The following is a 20,469-nucleotide window of genomic DNA, read 5'->3' as shown; positions in this document are numbered from 1 at the left end:
AATAACATCACGGTCACCTGAATGGGTGGCCGTCAATTTTATAATCCAAACTTTAATGTGAGATGTAAGATGAAGAAAAAATTAATTTCGGTAAGCATTATTAGCGCGTTTACGTTAGCTTTCGCGACAGGCTGCACGACTCAAGAAAAAGCAGCACCCGTGATCAGCGCGGCTGAACAAGCGGTACCTTCGATTAACGAAATTGACCGTAGTTACTTACTAAGTAGTGACCGCTTAACAGAGGTTGATGGCAATACATTAGACGTTGCATCAGAAGAGCAAGTGGCCGCGCTTAAAGCACAATTTGAAAACCTAAAAGATGGCGATGAAGTTGTTATCCCTAACGGCAAATACGCGAATTTAGGTCAAGTGACGATTACGGCGAGTGACATCACTATCAAAGCTGAGCAAGCCGGTTCAGCTTGGATCACTGGCTTGATCCAGTTCGAACTGAAAGGTGATGACATCACGCTTGATGGCCTAGTGTTTACGGAAGGTGGTCCAAACGAACGTTTTGGCGCAATACGTATGATGGGTAATGGCAACACGCTTAAGAACTCAACATTCTACTACTTCAACCACGATTACACGTACGAGCCAGATGAACGTCGCTCTGAGTATCCAAAGTACCTTTGGGTTTCTCTATGGGGTAAAGACGGCAAAGTGATCAACAACCGTTTCGAAGGTAAGCAAAAGCGCGGTACTTTGATTGGTGTTCAAAAGGATGACACGTCAGACAACCACCTGATCGCTAACAACATCTTTATGGATCAAAAGCCGAACCAGTTTAATGAATTCGATATCAAAGAAGCGATTCGTTACAACGGCAACAGCTGGGAAGCGATTCGCATCGGCGATTCTAAATCTTCACAGTGGGATTCAAGTTCTAAGTTCGTAAATAACTTGATGATCGATATGGATGGCGAGCGCGAGCTTATCTCTATTAAGTCGGGCGACAACACGATTGCAGGCAACACCATCTTCCAAAGTTCAGCACTGATTTCACTACGTCACGGCAAAGGCAATACGGTTGAGAACAACATGATTCTGGGTAACGAGAAACGCCTAACCGGCGGTATGCGTATCTACGATGAAAACCATGTGATTCGTAATAACTATATTGCGAACACTCGTGGCCGCGATGGTGTGATTGAAGGTAACGCAGACCTGCGTGGCGGTATCGTTATTAACACCGGCATTATCGATGTTGCGAATGGCGAGCAGTTAGATCAATCGGTGAAGGGCAAAGAGCTGAACAAGCAGTGGACGCCGAAAAACATCACCATCGAAAACAACTCTCTAGTCGACACTGAGTGGGGCATTGTTTACGGTAACCAAAGTCATCGTGTAAGCCTGTTCAACAACGCAGAAGTTGAAGGTATTTACGCTGGTGTGGATGTGGCGTTCAAACACAACGTGGTTGATAACTCGCAATCACCTGAGTTTGTCAGTGTACGTGCAACACATGACTTCCCATTAGTGGGTGCAACCTACACAGACGAAACTTACGTGGGTCAAGTTACGGACTCAGAACTGATCGGAAGCTACTCGGTTGAGCTGCCAAAAATGACGGTCGAGAACGGCATCAACGCTTATCAAGGCGAAGGTGCAGACGTGTCTAAACTTGCGGTTGTGACGGCTGAAACGGTAGGTCCAGATTACGTGCTTGAAAATACAACTAAGTAACTTATTTATAACCGTTAAACGCTTAATGGTTTGAGCTATCAAATAAATTTACGATAGCTGTCTAGGTCATTAAAACTTAAAAAGCCTCAACGGGTAATGCCTGTTGAGGCTTTATCGATCTTACGTCGTGACTACCGTGATCTGTATTTATGCAGCAGATCCCAAGGGATATTGCATAAGTGGTGATCTTCAGGGAACTGACTTAGGTGATGCTGGTGGATCTCATCACTGGCAACGTATTTGGTCAAGGGCAACACCTCTAGAGCGATTCGGTCTGCATCATCACGAGAGGCAATGTAGCGCTCGGCTTCTGCTAAGTGTTGAGCGTCGGTGCTGTAAACACCGGTGCGATACTTTTCGCCTACATCAACCCCTTGTTTGTTTACGCTGTATGGGTCGATGATCTCAAACAGATGCTCCATCAGAACCGTGACAGATGTGATGCTCGGGTCAAACTCAATTTGGACACATTCTGCGTAGCCATCGTAAGCGTTTTGGGTGCCATCACTTTGTGTTGTGTCGTTTTCTGTTGGTTGGGCGCTACCATTGGCACGACCTGCTTCTGTGCTGATCACGCCGGGCACATACTTGATGAACTCTTGCACGCCCCACAAGCATCCGCCTGCTAAATAAATTTGTTCCATACTTCTCTTTGAGCTCTCTGTGTTTGTTGCTAGCTTCTAATTGATAACTGTAGATTACTGATAGGCAGCCTAAACTGTTGAGGCTTCAAGCATTCAATAGCTTGGAGCATGCTTAAATACGTGATAGAACCGTATATAAACAGGCTCATAAAAACAAGCGCTTAAGCATTGTAAAGCAGTGCCACTGAACAAACGCGCCACTGAATAAACGTAAGTTAAATGCGATGATGTGATTATATAAGTCATCGCATCTTGTCACCAACCCGAATCTCAACATCAAGTGAGCGTTAGTCTAACCATGTTTGATCAAATTAAAGATTTCATTAATCCGAGCAAGAACCCCGATCTGACGCAGGCTCATGAATATCAGCGTCAGCATCTACCGACGATATGGCTGTTGGGCAAAACGGGCGCAGGTAAGTCATCGTTTATTCAAGCGGTCACGGGGGACTCCTCTGTTGAAGTGGGCAATGGTTTTGCGCCATGCACCATGACGGCAATGTCGTATGCGTTTCCTCAAGACAAACCTGTAATGCGATTTCTCGATACCCGAGGCTTGGGTGAGGCCGATTATGATCCTACAGAGGATCTTAAAGAGATCGGTCAAGCGGGTAATGCGTTAGTCGTGGTGATGAAAGCCGATGAGCCTGAACAATCTGCCGTGCTTGCTGCTCTGAAACAGATTAAAAAGCAAAAGAAGATTAAGCACTTACTGCTTGTTCATACTGCGGTTTTGTCTTCCAATGAAGCAGACCGCGCAAGGCAAATTCAATTCAACACCAATCAAATAGAAAAGGTGTGGGGAAAGGGATTTGAATCGGTTGCAGTGGATTTTGAAACGGATGGATCTAGCAACAACAGTGGCGCAATCTACAACTATGACGTTTTGTTAGAGAAGCTGACTAGCATCCTTCCTGTGATTGGCATGATGGTGGTAGACAAAGAGCATTCTACTCAAGAAGAAGCCAACTTTGATCAAGTAGAAAACGAAGTGCTTTGGTATGCAGGAAGTGCAGCGGCCAGTGACTTGATTCCAGGTGTTGGTTTGGTGTCTGTGCCTGCAATTCAAGCGAAGATGCTCCACAGTTTGGCGAACCAATATGGGGTTGAATGGAATAAGAGAGTCTTCAGTGAATTGATAGGTACCTTGGGAAGCAGCTTTGCTCTGCAATACGGAATGAAATTGGGCACTCGACAGCTGATAAAGCTGATTCCAGTGTATGGTCAAACGGTGGGGGCAGTTGCTGCTGCGGCCATGAGTTTCGGAACCTCCTATGGTTTAGGTCGAGCAGCTTGTTTTTACTTCTATCATAAGAACAAAGGCGAAGAAGTCTCTGAACAAGAGATGCAAAAGATCTACAAAGAATCCCTGAAAAAAGGTAAGGCAGCGTCGGGCTATGAAGAAAATTAGAAACCTATTTCGATTACTGGCGGTTCTATCGAGTGGCCGCTGGGGTATTGCGCTGATTTCGGCCATCCTCCCAAGCATTATCATGATGGGCTTTGGTCTTTTCTTGGCGGTCAAATATGGCTACTTATTGGAAATGTCGATTGCCATTGCGGTAAGTACCTTGGTGTTCACCATTCCTTTATTCATTTCTAGTCGTTCTTCGCGTAAAGCTACTTATAGCGATACTTCTTTAAACTCAGCAAGCGAGGGTGAAACCGAATCACCGACAAAGAGTGCTGACATCAATGATGTGTTAGTAAATGATGCGTTAGTAAACGATGCGATGGTCAAAGCGTCTGATGAATGGTCGCAAGCTGAGCTATTGATTTGGAACGACTCGAAACACTACGTACGTCAGCAATTAAGTAACGAGGTAGAGTGGGGTAACCTCGACCAAACTGGTTTAGAGGTACTTGAGTTTGTCGCCAAAAAGTTTGATAAGAAAGCTCTCGATTTTTCGATTCCTGAAGGGCTTAAGTTATTTGAAGAGGTTAGCCGCCGTTACAAGTTGGTGGTGAAAGAACACATTCCGGGTATTGAATACCTTAAGGTTTCCTACATCAAAGCGGGCTACGAAGCCTATGATAAATACGGTGAGCTAGGGCAAAAGATCTTCAAAGCGGCTATCTGGGGAAATCACCTTAAAAACCTGTATTTGAATCCATTGAAGGTGATTTCCGATTTAGGTCGGGAGCAAGCCACATCGACCATGACCAAAGGCGTGGTCGATGACATGCAATATGCCGCTAAACAAGCCTTACTTGATGAAGTGGCTGCGGTAGCGATTGATCTTTATAGCGGGCGATTCAGCATTGAAGACGAAGCGTTAACAGCATCTGATGTGTCTGAAGTCGACGAGAAACGTTTTGCTCCTGAATTAGAGCCCGTGCGAATTGTGCTGGTGGGGCAAACAAGTTCGGGTAAATCCTCTCTGATTAATGCCCTTAAGCAAGAGCTGGTTGCCGAAGTCGATGTTCTGCCATCAACCGATACTTCAACCGTTTACAACGCGTTTGTCGATGACAATGACGTTCGGGTGGTTGATCTGCAAGGGCTTGATGGCAATGCCAAAACCGAAGCCTTGATGCTTAAAGAGATGACTCAAGCCGATGTGGTGCTTTGGGTGCTTAAAGCCAATCAATCGGCTCGTGAACTGGATAAACAGTTGAAGGATAAGTTTGACGCTTTCTATGACGATCCGAAGAACATCTCACGCAAGAAGCCAATACTTGTCACGGTTGTTAATCAGGTCGATCGACTAAAGCCTGTTGATGAATGGCAGCCGCCTTATGATTTGGATAACCCGACATCGGCCAAGGCTAAGATCATTGCCCAGGCGCTCGAATACAATCAAACACTGTTACAGCCGGACATTGCTTTGCCACTGGCGATTGCTCCTGAAAAGGCGCAGTTTGGTTTAGATGCTTTAAGGCAGACGTTGCTTGAGCGTATCGCTGACGCAAATAATGTGCAGAGAAATCGCCAACGTTTTGAAGCAATGAAAAGAGGGACGTCGGTTAAAGGACAGCTGAACAAAGCGGTAAAAGCCGGTAAGAAGGTGGCACCCAGTGCACTGAAAGCCGCGACACCGAAGTTAGCTGAAATGGCGATTAAACAAGTGGTTAAGAAGAAGTAACCCGATTTAATGGCAACAGCTATGGCAACAACAATAGCAACCAAGCTCTGATTAAGCTGAAGTTAACGGAACTCAGTGATTATCAGAGCTCGTTTTTATCGACCATTACTTATAATTAAACCTCTATTACCGCAACTCCGTATCACTACAGCTTTTTTTTCAACGATTGGTTAATTCCACGAACTAGTTTAATAGTATATAAAATGATGGTCTTCACAGTTTATATAACACGCTATCGTACTTAATTGTCATTCTAAATATTGATCACATTTATACTTTCTTTAACTGTATTTATAAAACAATTGCACTATATTTAAATTTCGGATCACCTTGATTTCAACGTAGGGATATATTGTGAACATGTATCTGAAATGGCAATCAACAACATGGCTAACCTTGTTAGCTTGGTATACTTTAGATCATCAGCTCTCGTTCCACCTTTCTTCAGAGTAGTACCCTCTAGGCGTCACGCGCCAGCAGAGCCTTGAGCTTTGCCCAATCCTGTTAATTTTGTCTTTAAGAAATGTCGTAACTCATGCGTTCGATTTTTGTGTTTTGGTGCATGCAGTTCTTATCTTCTAGTCATTATTAATTGGAACCTAATCAATCCGTATTGATTAAATAATCTATTTCTAGCTATTAATTTTTATCGTAATTATCACGAGAGTGATCGTGCGTGAAACTAAATTAATGGTGATGACTCGTGACATCTAAAATAATGAATTCAGATTTTTCGCTTTAAGGCTGAATTTGTTAAAAGGGACTATTATGGAAAACTTCAAACATCTACCAGAACCGTTTCGTATTCGCGTTGTAGAGCCAGTAAAAAGAACAACTCGCGCCTATCGTGAACAAGCCATTGTCGAAGCTGGTATGAACCCATTTTTGCTCGACAGTGATGACGTGTTTATCGACTTGCTGACAGACAGCGGTACGGGTTCAATCACACAGCGTATGCAAGCAGCGATGTTGATGGGTGATGAAGCTTACAGCGGCAGTCGCAGTTACTATGCACTGTCAAATGCGGTGAAAGATATCTTTGGCTATGAGCTGACTATTCCTACTCACCAAGGGCGTGGTGCAGAGCAGATTTACATCCCTGTACTGATTAAAAAGCGTGAAATGGAAAAGGGACTCGATCGCAGCAAAATGGTCGCTTTGTCGAACTACTTCTTCGATACCACGCAAGGCCACACTCAAGTGAATTGCTGCGTGGCGAAGAACGTTTATACCAAAGAAGCGTTCGATACCTCAGTGAATGCTGACTTCAAAGGCAACTTCGATATCGTCAAATTGGAAGAGGCGATCTTAGAGGCGGGCGCTGCCAACGTTCCTTACATCGTGAGCACCATCACCTGTAACTCGGCTGGTGGACAACCTGTCTCTATCGCTAACCTTAAAGCGGTGTATGAAATCGCACAGAAGTACGATATTCCAGTGATCATGGACTCTGCTCGCTACGCTGAAAATGCTTACTTCATTCAGCAGCGTGAAGCCGGTTATCAAGATTGGACTATCGAACAAATCACTCGTGAGTCTTACAAATACGCGGATGGTTTGGCTATGTCGGCCAAGAAAGACGCGATGGTACAAATGGGCGGTTTGTTGTGCTTTAAAGACGACTCCTTCATGGATGTGTACACAGAGTGTCGAACCTTGTGCGTCGTGCAAGAAGGCTTCCCAACCTATGGTGGCTTAGAGGGCGGTGCAATGGAACGCCTTGCAGTTGGCCTATACGACGGTATGCGTCAAGATTGGTTGGAGTATCGCATCGGTCAGGTTCAATATCTCGTTGATGGCTTAGAAGCGATGGGTATCGTATGTCAGCAAGCAGGCGGTCATGCTGCGTTTGTCGATGCGGGTAAACTGCTTCCTCATATTCCAGCAGGCCAATTCCCAGCGCATGCTTTGGCGTGTGAACTGTACAAAGTGGCAGGTATCAGAGCGGTTGAGATTGGTTCTTTACTGCAAGGTCGTGACCCAGCAACGGGCGAGCAGCATCCATGTCCTGCAGAGCTATTACGCCTGACCATTCCACGCGCGACTTACACACAAACACACATGGATTTCATTATTGAAGCGTTCGAGAAAGTGAAAGAGAACGCAAGCAAAGTGAAGGGGCTCGGTTTTACCTATGAACCGCCAGTGTTAAGACACTTTACTGCGCGCTTGAAAGAGGTAGAAATGAGCGAGAAACAAGCAGGAAAAAAGAATGAACAAACGCTCGAAGAAGCATTTTAAAATAAAAACATAAGCGAATAGTCACTATTACAAAGGCTCTTGCGTATTACAAAGGCTCTTGCGGGAGCCTTTCTTTTTTGTTGAGCAGATCTATTAGAAGCGGGCTATTTGTTTTGCAATACTGACTTGAGGATCTTCAAAAGCCATTGATTCACAGGTGCGTCTTTTTGTGAACGACGACAGCTCATCACATAGCTGACACCGATAGTCAGCTTCTCTGGTAAATTAATACTCCGACATCCCTCTGGAACACTGCCATCTAAGGTGATCCCAAAATAATCAGACTTCAACACAACATCGTGGATCATCGCAGGGTGGTCGACTTCGACTTTTGGCGTGACGTTGAAACCGACGCTTCTGAGCCTGTCGATAATTGGGTATTTATTGTCATTCCACCCAGGGGTCTTGAATAGAATGATTGGGTAGTTAACCAATGACTCAAAGGTTTGTGCTTCGTGGTCATTTCGAACGAAAAACACCGCTTTGCCTTTGCCGATTTCCTTCTGTGAAATGGATTGCGGCAAGCCTTCATCAAAGTAGTGAACCGCGACAGCATCTTCACCGTCGATGAGCCTATTCTTAACATTGGTTCCCCATCTCACAAATGAATAGTGAGCATGTGGCGCTTCTTGGCTGAGTGCGAAGTAGAGCTTAGATCCGTAGCGTTCCCAAAACAGGGTATTGGCGTAGATCTTGATATCGCCCTGATAAGATTCAGGTAAGAACACTTGATGTTTTATTGCTTCGACACTGCTCAGTATCTGTTCAAAATTGTCGATATTGTTTTCAACAAAAGTCGTTGGTTCAAAGCCGTGTTTGGTTTGAATGAACAGTGGGTCGTCGAGTTGTAACTTCAACTTCGACAGGTTCTTGCTGATCGCCCCAGAGGTTTTCCCTAGCGACTCTGCAACCAAACCAACATTGCGAAGCTCATACATACGTTTGATGACCAAGATATTCTGAATATCGAGATTGATGTCCACAAGCACTCCGAATTGGTTAGGTGATAGCGATGCGATTCTTTGTTGAGAATGAAGCGTTAAAGCATAAAAGCGCGACAGCAAAGAAACGTAAAAGCATCTGACTCTAATATCATAGTCATGAGATCTAAGTTTTAAGACAGCACAACGTCAAGATGTGAACTATTTCGTTGATTTCTCGGGCAAGTTTCCATTTTGTAAATCTTGCTTTTCCTCGAATCACCCGTATCTGGTTGTTAAAGTCACCTCAACAAAGAAACACAGTAACAAACGAACATAATATTAAAAATAACGAGGGGTGATGTATGAACAAGTTAATCGCACTAGGCTTGATGGCTATTTCAATGAATACTGCTTTTGCTGCTGATGGAACCTATACAGGCACCATTGATATGACAACGAGCGAAGGCAATCAAGTAAACGTAGAGCGTGTTGAGTCTGATCTTACTCTTGAAGGAAGAAATGAAGCGTCAACTGGCGGTTTGAAATTCGAAACGAATACGCCACAAGACCAAGCTATTCAATTAACAGGTCGTCGTGACTAACGCTTGAACAGTGCTTACCATTGTCATGAAAAATGCTGTGCCCTCGGGTGCAGCATTTTTCGTTTTGGGTTTGAAAATCTTTTATAAAATTCAGCCATCTAGCCTTGGCATGGTGTGTAACGTGTGGCATTTTGTGTTTCTATTAACGTTAACTCGCGACTCGGTGTGGGCTCAGAAAGACACATAAGCAAACGAAGACTCGAAAAGGACTAGGAATGAATCGAAAAGAAACGGGAATGATTCGTCATATTTTGCTGATTAAGTTTAAAGAAGAGGCTGAAGCTTCTGAAATAGAGAAGCTGAAAGGACTGTTTGAAGCGATGCCAAGCAAGGTTGAAGGCGTGACTTCAGTCGAGTGGGGGCTAAATGACAGCCCTGAAAATAAGAACCAAGGTTATACCTATTCGGTACTAATGACGTTCGCTGATGAAGCAGGTCGCCAGAACTACCTTCCACACCCAGAGCATGATGCGCTGAAAGATGTGTTTCGTCCTTTGTTAGATGACATTATCGTGTTTGATTACTCCCTGTAATCAGCTTCTCAGTACGTCTCTTATGTTTTTCTCACCTTTGATAATGAAGAGTTAGGGCTTGTGTGACTAAGCCCTAACCAATAAAGAACGATTTACTCTGTCGGTGAAATCGTAACAGGGGTGAACGAAGCAACCGCATTACCGCCAGCACCCGGGCGATCAACATAAGGCGTGTTTTGCATTAAGGTGTAATACACGTCTACAAAGTCATCATCATTCACTAATACGCCTTCAGGAATCACATCAATGATCTTACCTGTGATTTGAGGAATGATCGCATAACCCTGAACTTCAGGATCTGGAATCATCTTCAATATCTCTTCTGCGGCTTCAACTAGCAGTTTGGCTAACGCTTTATAATCGGTGCCGTCATCGTGCTCCATCAAAATCATATCTGCTGCGCCCCAACGGTAGCGAGGCCAGAAGATTACCGTTTGATTTGGGTAGTATGTCTGTTTGTCGTAGTCCAGATAAGGCATCTCAACCAGGTCAATCTGTGGCTCTAAACGACTTGAATCGACACCCGTCACAATGGCATAGACTTCAGCTTTGCCAGAGATCCACGGTTCTTGGTCGACAGCCAAACGGATCTTCGTTAATTGTGTGGTGTTCAACGGCTCTGGTTCAGACATGGTCATTGATCGAGCCGCTTTGCCTAAGAACGTTTGTTTTTGCGTTTTGGAAATGCTGGTGTCAGTTTTGCTATCGTTATTGATTTGCGTTGTTGTACCTAGTTTCTGCATCTCGGCCTGCATCGCCATTAGGCCTGCTTTGAGTTCTTCTGCGCCGTTACTATCAATAACAAACACGGGAACGTCTGGTGTTTGGTACACGTCTAGTTCGTGAACTTGCCCATACACATCATAAGCTTCGATGTATTGCCAGTTTGAATCATCACCTGATGGTTCGAAAGCAAACAGCGGGCTCTCACCATTTTTCCAAGCTTCAATCATCGCTTCATCGGCCATACGAATCTCTAGCAAAGAGTCACTGAAGTCGTTGACCCCTTTCATCTTACGGTAGCTAAGATCGGCTTTTTGCATCTTGCTTGAAAACGCAGAGTAGGGCTTGGCTGAGTTAAGCTTGTCTATCGGCGTAGACAGCTGCTTTTCTGTTATCTGGTCTTTTAAAGAGAGCTCAAGGTCGGAGTAGCGGGCACTGATTTGCAACGCCAAAGATTGCTTTTGTGCTGAGACGTTCTCCGAAAGAGAGCGTGAGTTTGTTGTGTCGATGTTGTTTGCATAGGACTGAAAGCCAACCACTGTCGTTGCAAGTACCATACTGATAGAAAAAGATGGTCTCATAAATAATCCTTATTTTAGTTTTTATCATTAATAGAGCATTTGCCCTATAAGGATTAACCTATCAGTAACGTGAATGTGTTTAAAAGTTAGACAGCTATTTTTATTTCATTGTGCAGCACAGGATCCCAATTTAAGTAATTTATAAAATATCAAACGGATGTTGGCTTGATATATGCGAATTTATAAACCAATCAATAGTTAATTAACAAGATTATTAACTACTGAGGCTTTTCTTATATATGTTTAGATAGGCGAATGTAGGTTGGTTGTCATATTGATAGATACGAAAAAGGGCTAGCGATTGGCTAACCCTTTTATGTCTATAAGTACACGGCAGTACTTATAAATACTGACGGTTGTAACTGTAATTGTAACTGTAACTATCAGTTCGACGCAGCGCTAAATAATGGCGTTTAGCCTTGTGATTGCTCTGCGGATGCCATGTACATTTGCATCTCTTCTAAGCTTGTTTTTGCGATAACTTGGTTATCAATCGAGTAGTGAACTTCATCGCCAAAGCGCTCGCCCGTTAATGTCGCGTGAGAACCGTCGTTGTAAGTTAGCTCAATTGCGATTTGGTCTTCGTTGATCACTCTCATGTCACTGTGGTCAATCACATGCTTTGCCAGCGGGTCGATTGGCGCATCTGTTAGGCTGTCATCCAGTTGATCATTGATATCAATGTAGGTATCTACTTTGGTGTCAAAGATGTGTGGCTTCTTGTTGATTGGGTTCTTACCCGTCCAGAATTCCAGTGAGTTAAATACGATGTAATCGGCGGCAACGGTAATACCGTAAGCAGGGGCAAGTAACATGTTTAGGCCACCACGAGCGTAACGGTTATCAACGGCTTTAACGTTGAACTCCATTAATTTTCCTGTCACAGCATTGCTGCCCACACAGCCAAATAAGGTCACAAGGCTCATTGAGATTATTATCGGTTTTACAAGTCGGTTCATCATTATCTATTTCTATACGTGTCTGTTTAGGAACCGAGAATTATGTCAAAGTCATCTGCGTTCTAATATAATGCCACGCCTATACTAGATATCAGGAAATCCTATATCTCTATATAAACCAGAGCCTTGCCTATTAACCTTGTCTGTTTTTCTCGCTATTCAATTCGATCCTATCGTACTAGTTCATGTTATTTGAACTTGGTGTTTTTACAATGAACTGTCATGCCCTTAACTGAATGATGGGAATGAAACACGATAATAGAAGGTAAGTTAAACGATATTATTTTCACCGTTTATTGATATAAATGACCGCCTAAAGGGCTCGAATGAAACGATTTAATCTGAACCTCATCTATTACTTTATTGCGATATATGAAGAAGGAAACTTAACGTACGCAGCAGAACGGCTCAACATCTCACAACCTAGCCTCAGTGCTCACTTGAAGCAGCTTCGAGACGAATATCGCGATCTGCTCTTCGTTAGAAAATCGTACACACTTGAACCAACGCCTGTTGCTAACGACTTGTACCCAATCTTCAAGCAAGCGCACAAGCTTGTCTCTCACTCGCTGCCTGAAACCCACGACTTTGAACCGAAAGAGTGCAGTTACACGTTTAGAATTGCCGCGATGAGCATTTCTAGCAGTGTGACGTTGCCGCAAGTTCTGGATAGGATTCAGAAAGAAGCACCAGACTGCGTGATTGAAATCGTGAACATCAAAGAAGACATGGCGACCGACATTCGAGAGAAAAAGATCGACCTTGTTGTCGACTTAACCAGTGCACATCCAACCTTATTAAGCCAAGAGGTATGGAGCGACGAGTTGTGTATCGTGTGTAGCCAAAACCACTCTAACATCGACGAGCAAGTCAGCTTAGAGCAATACCTATCAGAAAAGCATGTGACACTCACGCATGATAACTACCGAGTGAACCAGCTCTCTGAGTTTCACAGCCCAATCTTTTCAGAGAGGAAAGTGGCAAGAAAGCTGAATTCGATCGCTGACTTCTCCGACACCATTTACAACAGTGATTGGATCGCAACCTTCCCCAAAAGCGTGGCGAAAGTTTACTTCGATGGAGAAAAAATAAAGATGTTAGAACTGCCGTTCGAATACACCAAACCGTCACTGAGCGTGTATTGGCACAGTAACCGCAATGATGACATCGTCAACCGATGGCTAAGAGAATTGTTTACCAGTGAGATCTTAAAACTGTCTGCGTGACCAATTTGGCTTCTTAATAGGTCGCCCAAGTTTCTAGATAAATCTAACCGCTTAATAAACAATGAAACCTACTCATGTGAGTAGGCTTTGTTATTGGTTGTTACCTTCAGCGCTTAGTTCTACGTATTAACTCAATCTAAACGCAATGTTAGGCCAGAGTAGTTCGAGTATCCGCGCAGTAACACATGATAGGTCACACCCGGTTGAGCGCTCACATTGCACTGCTCATTGTTGCCAGCGCGATAAGGGCGACAATCGTAACTCGATGTCGTTGGCTTGCTGCCCGATTTCACGTAAAGGTCTGCATCGCCTGAACCTCCAGACATTGAAACCGTCACGTTTGATGCAGAATCAACGGTGAACGTGTAGAAGCTCTCCGAAGATTGATTCCCGCTTAGGTTCGCAATCGGCGTGCCTTTAGTCAGCACATTGGCAGTGGGAGGCGTTACACCACAACTCGCATTAACGCCTACTGTATTGAAAGCATCTTCAACATCGGCAACCACATAGCCCATGTCTGCTGCGGCTTTCGCTACTCCACACGCACCGGCATCAAAGGTACTGTTTGCCGTCCAATACAGTTGGTTTGCGACTGTGAATATTTCAAAGCCCTTACGTACATTCCAACCCGATTTGTTCGCTAAAAGGTAAAAGGCGCGGTTGTAAACACCGCTAGACAAGTGGACGTTCAAACCATCGTAGTATTGAGAGGCATGATCAATCGAGCGACCATCTTTTGAAGGTTGATCAAAGTAACGTAAGCCACCTTCAGACTTGAAGATATCGCTACCGACCACCCAATCCACATTGCCACGCAAGTAGTATTCAGCCGCTTCGCCTGCAATGTCTGAGAAGGCTTCATTCATACCACCCGACATGTTTCTGTATACAAGACCGGAGTTTTGCTCTGTGAACCCGTGGCTGACTTCGTGAGCACTCACGTTAATATCGACCAATGGGTAAAAGGTATTTTTGCCATCGCCAAAAGTCATTGATGTACCATTCCAGAAGGCATTTTCATAATCGGTGCTGTAATGAACTCGCATCGTCAGCTGGAAAGTTAAAGGCGATGTATTCATCCACTCTTTGTACATATCAAATACGACATTACCAAAGTAGTGCGCATCGTTAAGCGGCGAGTAAGCCCCGTTGATGTATTTATGATCGGTGTAGTTGGTTCCGTCGGCACAGTTGTAGCTGTAGGCTGCGCTGCCAGACGTTCCGTTCCTCAAATCGACTGTCTTAACTGATTCATTTTCTAACTTACACGTGGTGCCTGTTTTGTCGATGGGAAAGCTAGGGAAGTCACTACCATATTCATATCGAGTGGTTTTGAGGTTGCCACCTGGGCCAGTACCTAATGCTTTAGCGTGGTTTAGTCCATTCCATTTTTGGAGCACATCGCCAGTCGTGGCATCAATAAAGTAGAAAGGGCGCTCTGGCATAGAGGATGCGATAAAGAAATCGACCAGATACACCACTTGGGCGACTTGGTTCTCATCCAATCTCACCATCAGTTTCGCATTTTTATTTTCAATCGACTTTTTGCCGACGGTAAACGTGCGGTGAGCGGACAGTGCGGCTTCAATCGCTTGCTCTTGATTCAGTTTTGGCGCGATGCTGGATAGGTCTCCACTGATCCCCTGTGCCATGGAACCGAACACTTGAGTGGGTTGGTTCTTGGAAAGGGTGGCCACGACCGAAGTATCAAAGACGGGTAAACCTAAGTGAGTTTGTTGGTAGCGGACTTTCGTTTTTCCATTGGGCAATACCACCCGTTTAACTTCAGAAAAACCTAATTCTAGTGGGGCAACACTCTTCGACTGAGCGACGAGGCTTTGTTGTAGCAGTGTATCGTTATCGACTCTGACCATTTCTGCAGCGTGTGCAGTAAAGCCGAAAGACGTACCTAGAATAGCTGCTATTTTCCAGCTTAATTGACGTTGTTGGTTCATTTTTCGTTCCTGATTTTAATATAAACTCCTTCTTCCCAACGGCTTTATAGGAAGTCTATATGCAACACGCTGATGCCATGTGTTGCGAATCAAGATTGGAAGAGCATTTAGAATTATGACAAGTTTATCAGGGAGATTTATTTTTAGAGTATGTAATTCAAAGTTTACAAAAATCCTTATTGATCAAATTGTTTTTATAAAATCAAATTTTATTATTTATCGTAAACATATGAAGAATCGGTAGTTATTAAAATCCGCTTTGTTTTAATTTATAGAATGAAAGTATCTAAGTTAATCTCGATATTTTTGGTTTTATCTTAATTACAGATGAGTAAATAACTGATTTTTTGAAGTGGGGATATTGTCTTTATTATCAATAGTAAACTTGTTTTAACAATATCAGTCAGAGCAGTTATCAAGTTTTTTTCATTTGATTTTGTCAGATAAAAAAGTTCTTCATTTTCTTGTTCAATCGCAAACTAAGAACGATAAGTAATTGTTATGAATAAAGTAAGTCGCTTAAGATAGGCTACATAGGGAACTAGACGGACAGCTTTCCACTTAAATAAAGAATTTTTGTTTAGTATCTATTATGAATTTTTTAAGGAGTCATGAGTGTCTAGCTCAGGTACGTATTATTTAGGTCGAGTATTAAAGCTTGGTACTCTTGATCAAGAAAAGTTAATGAACGCAATAAAAGAACCAGTCTCAATATCTCATCGAGGCTCATCTTGGACATTTATCGATGTGCAAGAAGTTAAGTCAGATGGTGTAAATTACATATTTGGTCGACTTAGCAAATATAAACCGCTGGGTGAGGTTACGGTTGTGGATACTCATAAGCGAACTGAAGAAACACAAATTGAGCCAAATCTCAAAGTGGCATCTAGCCCTTTTGTTTACATTCCATCCCATTCAGGTATAGCTTTTTTAAACGTATATAATCATATTGAACAGAAAGCGTTTGTGAACCGTTTTTGTTCGATTATAGAAGAGACATATCAAAGGTTTTTTGTAGACTGTGATATCGAGTTAGTATCAGATTTACGTTCATTTGCTGCAAAAGTCTCTTCTCTTGACGGTATATACCATGTTAACGCTAAGATTTCTCCACCAAACCCTATGTTTGGTTGTTTGTGGGCTGAGCTAAAAGATTACCTAATTAAGCGAAATACAGATCGTATGACTGTCGTTGAAGATGCTCCAGAAAATCAGCCATTAAACACAGATCTTCCTTACCATATCGAAAAAGCGGCAAACCAAACAATAGAAGAACAATATGTTTCAGAAGAGCCTCTGCCAATTGGTGACGCTGCGATATTAATGGCTGCTGATGGGTATGGGCACGGTACAGTAAGAGGAAAAAGAGATAATGAAGTAGTGACCATAAAAACCTCTGAAACGGTAAAAAACTTCTCTTTTGATAAAAATCCCGAGCCAGAAGAGCTATATCTTAAAGCTATAGGTATATTTGATGAAATCAAAGAAAAAAGGCACCTAGGTCACTGATGAAACGATTAGCAGACATTATCCGTTTCAGTATTATCTCACCGGAGTTTTTAGTTTTGCTCTTGAGTATTGCTATCACTTACAACTTCCCAGAGTTTTTTGAGCTTGTCGGTCAGAAGCTAAAAGGCAATGATGAGCTATGGAAGTTTATCCCGACACTTCCTTTTGTATTTGTCGGTGTTACGTTTAAAATTTCGCAAAAACTTCATGCTCCTTTGGAAAATACATCAAATAAGCAGCTCTACGAGTGGAGTTCGTTTAATAAAATAACTGATAGAATAATAGCGTCATACTTAATAGCAATATTGTGTAGCGCAGCAAGCTTTTCTATTTGGTTTTTCATATCAGATTTAAGCGAAGTAGTTTTAGGTGCTATCTTACTAAACGCGGTTATTATTTCTGGTTTAACAGCATTTCAAATATTTTTGGCAGCGCAGAAAATTAGGCAAATCATTGAGCAATACTCATAAGGTTATAAAAAAGTATTTGAGCCTTATTCACAGTGCTCAATACTTTTAGTTCAAGTAGGATTTTGTATGCAAGGCTCAATAAATTAATTGAGATTACAAGAGAAAATGAATCACTACGTTACGTGGTGTTGTTTCAATCATTTGGAAATAATATGAATTATAAAGAAAAACTAAAATCAGATAGACATCGATCTTCGACTATTGGAGGTCGAGATTTCAACGAAGAAATGGAAAGTGACCGTGGCAGAGCGGTAAACTCTGCCGCTGTAAGACGTTTACAGCAGAAAACACAGGTTTTCCCATTAGAATCTAATGCAGCAGTTCGTAGTCGTTTAACGCATTCGCTAGAAGTTCAGCAGGTTGGACGCTACATAAGTAAAATTATCCTTAAAGAACTTGGCAAACAGGGAATTGACCTCTCGGAGTATTCGGAAGGTTTTGTTAGCGCTGTCGAAGTATCATGCTTGCTACATGATATTGGTAACCCACCATTTGGTCATTTTGGTGAAGAGGCTATTAATTTATGGACGAAGTCATTTCTCGCAAAAACCATAAATGATGTTTTTTCTGAAGAAGCTGATTGTCAGAAGTTAATTAAAGACCTCTGTAACTTTGAAGGCAATGCGCAGGGGATTAGACTATTACATCAAATCCAAGCGTTGAATCTTACATATACGCAGTTGGCTTGTTTAGTAAAGTATACGAGAGCTGCTTATGAAGACAAGCCTTCATCCACTGATGATGAGTTTAAATACAGAAAAAAGAAGCCGGGTTTTTATCTAACGGAAGAAGCGTTGTACAAATCAATACAAGAAAATCTTGGTATTGAAGATGGTGCAAGGTTCCCTCTAACATACATTATGGAGGCCGCAGATGATATATCTTACTGTATCGCAGACGTAGATGATGCCGTAGATAAAGGAATTCTTTCAATAGATAAACTTCATTCTGAAATAGCGAGAATATGGAAGTCTTTCCGAGGGAGAAATGGTGTTGACGACTCAGTAGTAGATGAAGGTTATTTGCTGAAGATTTCTGATATAGCTATGAAAAAAGCAAAGGAGCAAAAATTTAATGGTAACCATACCTATATTTTGACCCTTCGTACGACTTTAGTTAATGATCTCGCGCACTATGCCGCTAACCGTTATGTTAAATATCATGATTTGGTTTTCTCGGGTGCTTTTGACGAATCTTTGCTTGATGGATGCGATAAGTATAACCTTGCGACTGAGACTTTAAGGCTTCTTTCGGTAAATAACGTATTTAATCATGCTGAAGTGGAAAATTTAGAGTTAAAGGGGTATGCAGTAATATCCGGACTATTGGAAATATACTCTCCATTAATCAAACTATCGTTTTCTGAATTTAAGACGCTAGCACAAAGTAACAGATTGAAAAGTCATCCGATTGAAACTCGTTTGTTCCATAAGTTATCAAGTAAACATAAGAACACTTACTTTTTTGCTGTGTCTGATCTTTATGACATTGAGACCCCTTCAAATGCTCAAAAACTAGATGAAATTTACCACCGTTCTAGGTTAGTCATTGATTATATTAGTGGGATGACTGATGGTTTTGCTCTTGAAGAATACCAAAACCTTAGTGCTTCTAAATAATTTATAACCATGTACTTAAGAGTGAAATCTAACGTACGGTATATTTATACTATCGTTGGGTTTCATGTTTTAGCTGTCGATGACCGCATTGATTACCTTTGGAGTAACAAGGAGAGCTACATGAAAAACATAGCTATGGCGGTGGTTGTAAGAGATGGGAAAGTCCTCGTCCAAAAGCGCTTTAGACATGGTCAAGGTATGGTCTTTGAGTTCCCAGGAGGTTCAGTTGATCCCGGTGAGTCGGGTAGCCAAGCCGCAATTAGAGAGTTGTGGGAAGAAACAGGTCTTAAAGATTTACAACTTCTCGGCACTCATCAAGGTCAGAACGACTTAGGTGGTGAAATTCATTATGTAGTTTTGCGTGCGGGTCAGGATGATGAGCCTAAAGTGGTTGACGCAGAAAGACAGCAAACTTTCTATTGTCTAGAGCCCTCAGCGATTCCTCTTGATGATTTTTATCGTGCAGATATCGAGTTTATAGAGAAGTATTTGAGTAGATATGCTTCTCAAAGATGCTAGTCACATAACCACCACCTTTATTCATCGTCAGTTTCACGGAGGAAACATGACAAGCGACCAACTATTGGAAAAGGCACTTTATAGCAGTGCCAGCATCCATCAACCTCATTCTTTAAAAGCCTATTTGGCTTCGAATCACCTTAACAACTATTTCGCTAAAACAGACAATGTGTGGCTTAAAACGAGTGAGCTGATAGACCAAACTGAGATTGAAGTGTTAGGCGTGTACTCTGTAATGGTGCAAGCACCCAACTTCTCAGATTTTCGTATTAAAAGGATATTGGATAACGGGATATACCCAGCGGCGTATGCTGCTTTAATGCAGTGGCATGAGAATAAGGGCTTTCAAGATATCTTCTCGCATTACGTTTCGCAGGCTTCTCAAACAAGCGAATACCTTTCCCACAATGTGACTATCTTATTGGCGCTGAATCGTGTTTACCGTGGTTTAGAGCCGTCTCAAGTTCCAGCATTCCTTAACCGCTTCACTGAATTTGTCACATCGACTCGTTCTGATGGCGACCGAAGCACTGACATAAGCCAAGTCGTAGAGCGCAATAGGGTATTACAAGCATGCTTAAAACAGTTTGGTTTCTTTGGGCATAACCTAATTACGCTTACGTGGATAATGCGTTGCAAGGAAGAGTTGTCGAAAGAGCAATATGACTCGATGATTTCTAATCTCTATCAACAGGCCAATAGCCCTTTGGAAGATCCTGACGATGAGATTGATCAATCTATCTTAGCTCAGTGTCAAAGTTCAGATAATTCAGACGAGTTCTATGACAATGTCCACCGTTTGGTTTTTGGGTATACATTGAACCTGCACCAGATAACGTTAGCGGATGCATTATGTTTTCTTCACGAACGATTCCCTGAACATGCATTGGAGCTAAAGCACATTGCCGAGTATCAGTGTCGTCTGTTAGAAAAGTGAGTTTAATTAGGACGTTGCATTTAACTTATGCAACGTTATCAGTCTAGTTAGCGCAGAAGTACAACTTACACGCTAATCAGGTCTCAAATTGAGAAAAAGAGCTACTCGATAATGCAGCTATGCTCTTTACTTCTGAAAGCCAATCCGGTGTCAAATATGGCTCACATATTACGGATCTCCTACGCAAAGGCGAACGTTTGCCTTTTGTTTCTCGGAATTTAATTGCCACAGTAAATCACATACAAACGTAGAGGTA

Annotated in this window: 17 protein-coding genes; 12 read left to right on the top strand and 5 right to left on the bottom strand. The window is 42.5% G+C overall.

The features are described 5' to 3' along the window. Positions 1-69: 69 nt before the first annotated feature. On the top strand, positions 70-1,686 hold the full coding sequence (locus QUF19_RS09875; RefSeq protein ID WP_286292285.1) for a polysaccharide lyase 6 family protein: 1,617 nt from the start codon (positions 70-72) through the stop codon (positions 1,684-1,686). Between the two features lie 131 nt (positions 1,687-1,817). Here the strand turns inward: QUF19_RS09875 and QUF19_RS09870 are convergent, their stop codons facing one another. Continuing rightward, positions 1,818-2,330, bottom strand: coding sequence for a peptide-methionine (S)-S-oxide reductase (locus QUF19_RS09870; protein ID WP_286292282.1), 513 nt, complete (start codon positions 2,328-2,330; stop codon positions 1,818-1,820). Positions 2,331-2,628: 298 nt separating this feature from the next. Between QUF19_RS09870 and QUF19_RS09865 the strand changes: the two genes are divergently transcribed. The 3 genes from QUF19_RS09865 to tnaA all read left to right on the top strand — a co-directional run bounded on the left by QUF19_RS09865 (position 2,629) and on the right by tnaA (position 7,657). Further along, positions 2,629-3,741 (top strand): YcjF family protein, encoded by a 1,113-nt coding sequence (locus QUF19_RS09865; RefSeq protein WP_286292279.1) that lies wholly within the window; start codon positions 2,629-2,631, stop codon positions 3,739-3,741. After that, entirely contained in the window at positions 3,728-5,416 is a 1,689-nt protein-coding gene (locus QUF19_RS09860) for a GTPase family protein (RefSeq protein ID WP_286292277.1), read from the top strand. Before QUF19_RS09865 ends, QUF19_RS09860 begins: the two co-directional genes overlap by 14 nt. Before the next feature lie 768 nt (positions 5,417-6,184). Continuing rightward, positions 6,185-7,657, top strand: coding sequence for a tryptophanase (gene tnaA / locus QUF19_RS09855; RefSeq protein WP_286292275.1), 1,473 nt, complete (start codon positions 6,185-6,187; stop codon positions 7,655-7,657). A 104-nt stretch (positions 7,658-7,761) separates the two neighbouring features. Here the strand turns inward: tnaA and QUF19_RS09850 are convergent, their stop codons facing one another. Then, positions 7,762-8,640, bottom strand: coding sequence for a LysR family transcriptional regulator (locus QUF19_RS09850; RefSeq protein ID WP_286292272.1), 879 nt, complete (start codon positions 8,638-8,640; stop codon positions 7,762-7,764). 302 nt (positions 8,641-8,942) lie between these two features. Here QUF19_RS09850 and QUF19_RS09845 point away from each other — a divergent pair, with 302 nt between their 5' ends. Both QUF19_RS09845 and QUF19_RS09840 read left to right on the top strand, forming a co-directional pair. After that, positions 8,943-9,182, top strand: coding sequence for a VPA0252 family protein (locus QUF19_RS09845; RefSeq protein WP_286292269.1), 240 nt, complete (start codon positions 8,943-8,945; stop codon positions 9,180-9,182). Between the two features lie 215 nt (positions 9,183-9,397). Then, positions 9,398-9,715: a Dabb family protein gene (locus QUF19_RS09840; protein WP_286292266.1), complete on the top strand. Its 318-nt coding sequence runs from the start codon at positions 9,398-9,400 to the stop codon at positions 9,713-9,715. Between the two features lie 92 nt (positions 9,716-9,807). On the opposite strand, the gene QUF19_RS09835 is transcribed toward QUF19_RS09840, so the two are convergent. Then, positions 9,808-11,019 (bottom strand): DUF3103 domain-containing protein, encoded by a 1,212-nt coding sequence (locus QUF19_RS09835; RefSeq protein ID WP_286292264.1) that lies wholly within the window; start codon positions 11,017-11,019, stop codon positions 9,808-9,810. A gap of 413 nt (positions 11,020-11,432) precedes the next feature. Next, positions 11,433-11,981: a DUF3332 family protein gene (locus tag QUF19_RS09830; protein WP_054547429.1), complete on the bottom strand. Its 549-nt coding sequence runs from the start codon at positions 11,979-11,981 to the stop codon at positions 11,433-11,435. Positions 11,982-12,304: 323 nt separating this feature from the next. Between QUF19_RS09830 and QUF19_RS09825 the strand changes: the two genes are divergently transcribed. Further along, on the top strand, positions 12,305-13,204 hold the full coding sequence (locus QUF19_RS09825) for a LysR family transcriptional regulator (protein ID WP_286292256.1): 900 nt from the start codon (positions 12,305-12,307) through the stop codon (positions 13,202-13,204). 131 nt (positions 13,205-13,335) lie between these two features. Here QUF19_RS09825 and QUF19_RS09820 read toward each other — a convergent pair whose 3' ends face one another. After that, positions 13,336-15,159, bottom strand: coding sequence for a M4 family metallopeptidase (locus tag QUF19_RS09820; RefSeq protein ID WP_286292254.1), 1,824 nt, complete (start codon positions 15,157-15,159; stop codon positions 13,336-13,338). 615 nt (positions 15,160-15,774) lie between these two features. Here QUF19_RS09820 and QUF19_RS09815 point away from each other — a divergent pair. From QUF19_RS09815 to QUF19_RS09795, 5 genes are all read left to right on the top strand, one after another. Beyond that, positions 15,775-16,668 carry a DUF4747 family protein gene (locus QUF19_RS09815; protein WP_237323377.1) on the top strand — a complete coding sequence of 298 codons (894 nt, stop codon included), beginning with the start codon at positions 15,775-15,777 and terminating at the stop codon, positions 16,666-16,668. Then, entirely contained in the window at positions 16,668-17,138 is a 471-nt protein-coding gene (locus QUF19_RS09810; protein WP_099165472.1) for a hypothetical protein, read from the top strand. Before QUF19_RS09815 ends, QUF19_RS09810 begins: the two co-directional genes overlap by 1 nt. Before the next feature lie 152 nt (positions 17,139-17,290). Next, a complete protein-coding gene (gene dgt / locus QUF19_RS09805) occupies positions 17,291-18,757 on the top strand; it encodes a dGTPase (RefSeq protein ID WP_099165473.1) in 1,467 nt (488 codons plus the stop codon). Positions 18,758-18,877: 120 nt separating this feature from the next. Then, positions 18,878-19,276: an NUDIX hydrolase gene (locus QUF19_RS09800; RefSeq protein WP_286292243.1), complete on the top strand. Its 399-nt coding sequence runs from the start codon at positions 18,878-18,880 to the stop codon at positions 19,274-19,276. A gap of 46 nt (positions 19,277-19,322) precedes the next feature. After that, positions 19,323-20,213 (top strand): hypothetical protein, encoded by an 891-nt coding sequence (locus QUF19_RS09795; protein ID WP_286292242.1) that lies wholly within the window; start codon positions 19,323-19,325, stop codon positions 20,211-20,213. Positions 20,214-20,469: the final 256 nt, after the last annotated feature.

This window comes from Vibrio sp. FE10, assembly GCF_030297155.1.
GTDB lineage: Bacteria > Pseudomonadota > Gammaproteobacteria > Enterobacterales > Vibrionaceae > Vibrio > Vibrio apostichopi.
Note: the sequence above shows the minus strand (reverse complement) of the source record. Positions and strands in the feature narration are given on the sequence as shown.